General features: G+C 61.8%; 2 protein-coding genes. Both read right to left on the reverse strand.

What is annotated here, in order from left to right; genetic code table 11:
* Window positions 1-348: 348 nt before the first annotated feature.
* Window positions 349-1,530 carry an IS91 family transposase gene (locus tag HB393_RS24850; protein ID WP_213807918.1) on the reverse strand — a complete coding sequence of 394 codons (1,182 nt, stop codon included), beginning with the start codon at window positions 1,528-1,530 and terminating at the stop codon, window positions 349-351.
* Window positions 1,527-2,420 (reverse strand): tyrosine-type recombinase/integrase, encoded by an 894-nt coding sequence (locus HB393_RS24855; protein WP_213807919.1) that lies wholly within the window; start codon window positions 2,418-2,420, stop codon window positions 1,527-1,529. The genes HB393_RS24850 and HB393_RS24855 overlap by 4 nt, the downstream gene beginning before the upstream one ends.
* Window positions 2,421-2,516 lie beyond the last annotated feature (96 nt).

Consider the following 2,516-nt stretch of genomic DNA (forward strand, 5'->3'; position numbering starts at 1 on the left):
AAACGTTAGGACCCTATCAGGGCTGCCCCGTGCACGAAGCCGGGAGCTGCAACGCAGTCCGTCGGGGCAGTTTTGATAGGGCCGTTTGAAGGAAGCCGTTGGCGCGGCGGATGCGGTGAGGGCCTATGGGATTTGAATGGGCGATTGCGGCTCGCAGGTCATTTCTTCCAGGGCTCGGCGAGGTGTCGGGCACCCGAAGCGGTGAGGCGTGAGCGCAGCAAGGGCCTGTTCGGAGGTGAACGCAGAGTAGCTCTTGAGCTGTTTCGACACGAGGATGCGCGACGGTGCGTTGCGTGCGAGAGCACCGCTTGGGGCGACCGGGTTGATGGCGTTATCGTTCATGTCTGGTCAGGAGCTATCGAGACGACGCGTGGGCGGCGAAGTGGTGGACGGCACAGATAGAAGCTGACGACTGGTGATCCGTTCGATGACGAGCATGGGCTCGGCGCAGAGCGGGCACTTGATATGAGCTGTTGGAGCAGGCTGTGGTGGCGGCGCAGTGACCTTCAGTAGGAAGCGGCAACGCAGCAGCGATGCGGACCGTTTACGGTTGGCGAAGAGTCCGAAGTGGCGGATGCGAACCAAGCCCTTAGGCAGGACGTGGATGAGGAAGCGTCGCAGGAACTCGTCAATTGAAACGGCCATGATCTTCTGCTTGCTACCAGCTGCGTAATCCTTCCATCGGAAGGTGACGCAGTCATCCTTGAAGCTGACCAGGCGATGGTTGGAGATGGCGACGCGGTGCGTGTAGCGGGCCAGGTACTGGAGAACGTGTTCGGCTCCGCCGAACGGCGGCTTGGTGTAGACGACCCAGTCCTTGGAGAAGAGCTGCCTGAGGAAACGATGGAATCGTTCCGGCGATGCGAGGTCCTTGAGCGAGCCGTGGAACTCGAGCTTGCCCTGGAGCAGAAGCTGCTTCAGTTCGGCCGTGAACTTGCCCCGGAAGACGCGGCTGAGGACTCGTACGGGCAGGAAGAAGCGAGATGAGGTGGCAACCCATCTGGAGCCGTCGAGGGCGAGACCACCGCCCGGCACCACGCAGTGAACATGGGGATGATGTTGGAGGTTCTGACCCCACGTGTGCAGGACGCTGAGCAATCCAATGTCAGCTCCCAAGTGCCTTGGGTCGCGGGCGACCTCAAGGAGTGTCGCGGCACTGGTGCGGAAGAGCAGGTCGTAGAGCAGCCTCTTGTTCTGCAGCACCAGTGCGGACAGCTCATGGGGCAGAGTGAAGACGATGTGGAAGTACGGCACTGCCAACAGCTCGGCGGAACGCGCTGCCAGCCATCTGGCGCGTGCGTTGCCCTGACACTTGGGGCAGTGCCGGTTGCGGCACGAGTTATAGGAGATGGCCTGATGCCCGCAGCCGGAGCATCGATCGCGATGACCGCCAAGAGCCGCCGTGCGGCAACGGACGATGGCGTCCATCACCTTGCGGTGCTGGGGGGCGAGATGCGATCTATGCCGCTCGAGGAAGCTGCTGCCGGAAGCACGGAGGATGTCGGCCACCTCAAGGGTGGGCCGGCTCATCCCTTCACGCGTCTCCTCGAATGCTTCATCTCGCTCGGAGTCGACACCGTGAGCGACTCCAGCGGGCTGGCGACAGCTTGCAAGTGCCGACGCGATAGATGCAGATAGACCGTCGTGTCGGCCAGCTTGGCGTGTCCGAGCAGCAACTGAATGGTGCGGAGATCGGCACCGGCTTCGAGCAGATGCGTTGCGAAGCTGTGCCGAAGCGTGTGCGGCGAAACGCGCTTGGTGATGCCGGCCGCCTTCGCCGCTTCGGTCACAGCCGTCCACGCGACCTTCGTGGTGACGGGGACGTCGGCCCTCCAGTTGTTCTCCATGCCGGGGAACAGATAGGTCTTCGGCTTCATCCAACGCCAATACTCGCGCAGGATCTCAAGGAGCCTGGGACTCAATGGAACATCCCGGTCGCGACCACCCTTGCCTTGCCGGATGTGAAGCACCATCCGTCCGCTGTCGATGTCGGCTACCTTCAGCCGGCACAGCTCAGCCCGGCGTACGCCGGTCGCATAGAGCGTCATCACCATCGCGCGATGCATCAGGTTGCCAGTCGAGTCGATTAGACGGGCGACTTCTTCCTGGCTGAGCACGGTCGGCAGACGCTTGTGCTGCTTCGGAAACGGGATCGCATCGGGCAGATAGGACCGACGCAGTGTCTTGACGAACAGAAATCGCAACGCTGCTGTCCGTCCTTCGATGGTGCGCGGGGACAGCTTGCGATCACGAAACAAATGGACCTGGTAGTCGCGTACGTGGTCAGGTCCAAGCTGCTCCGGCGGACGGCGGAAATATCTGGCGAAATCCTCAACCGCATGGACGTAAGACCGCACGGTGTTCGGAGAGTAGTTACGGCGCTGAAGTTCGTCGAGCATCAACTGGCGAAGATGGGTCACAGGGGAATCCTCCTTGTGACCCACACGCTAAACCCAACTACTACCCACACCGCCACCACTGCAGCATCCGCCGCGCCAGCGGCTTAGTTCAAACGC

The organism is Granulicella sp. dw_53 (assembly GCF_018449545.1).
Lineage (GTDB): Bacteria > Acidobacteriota > Terriglobia > Terriglobales > Acidobacteriaceae > Edaphobacter.

What these genes read in the sequence shown, in the direction of transcription:
- HB393_RS24850 (WP_213807918.1), bottom strand. Translation starts at nt 1,530, where the DNA reads ATGAGCCGGCCCACCCTTGAGGTGGCCGACATCCTCCGTGCTTCCGGC.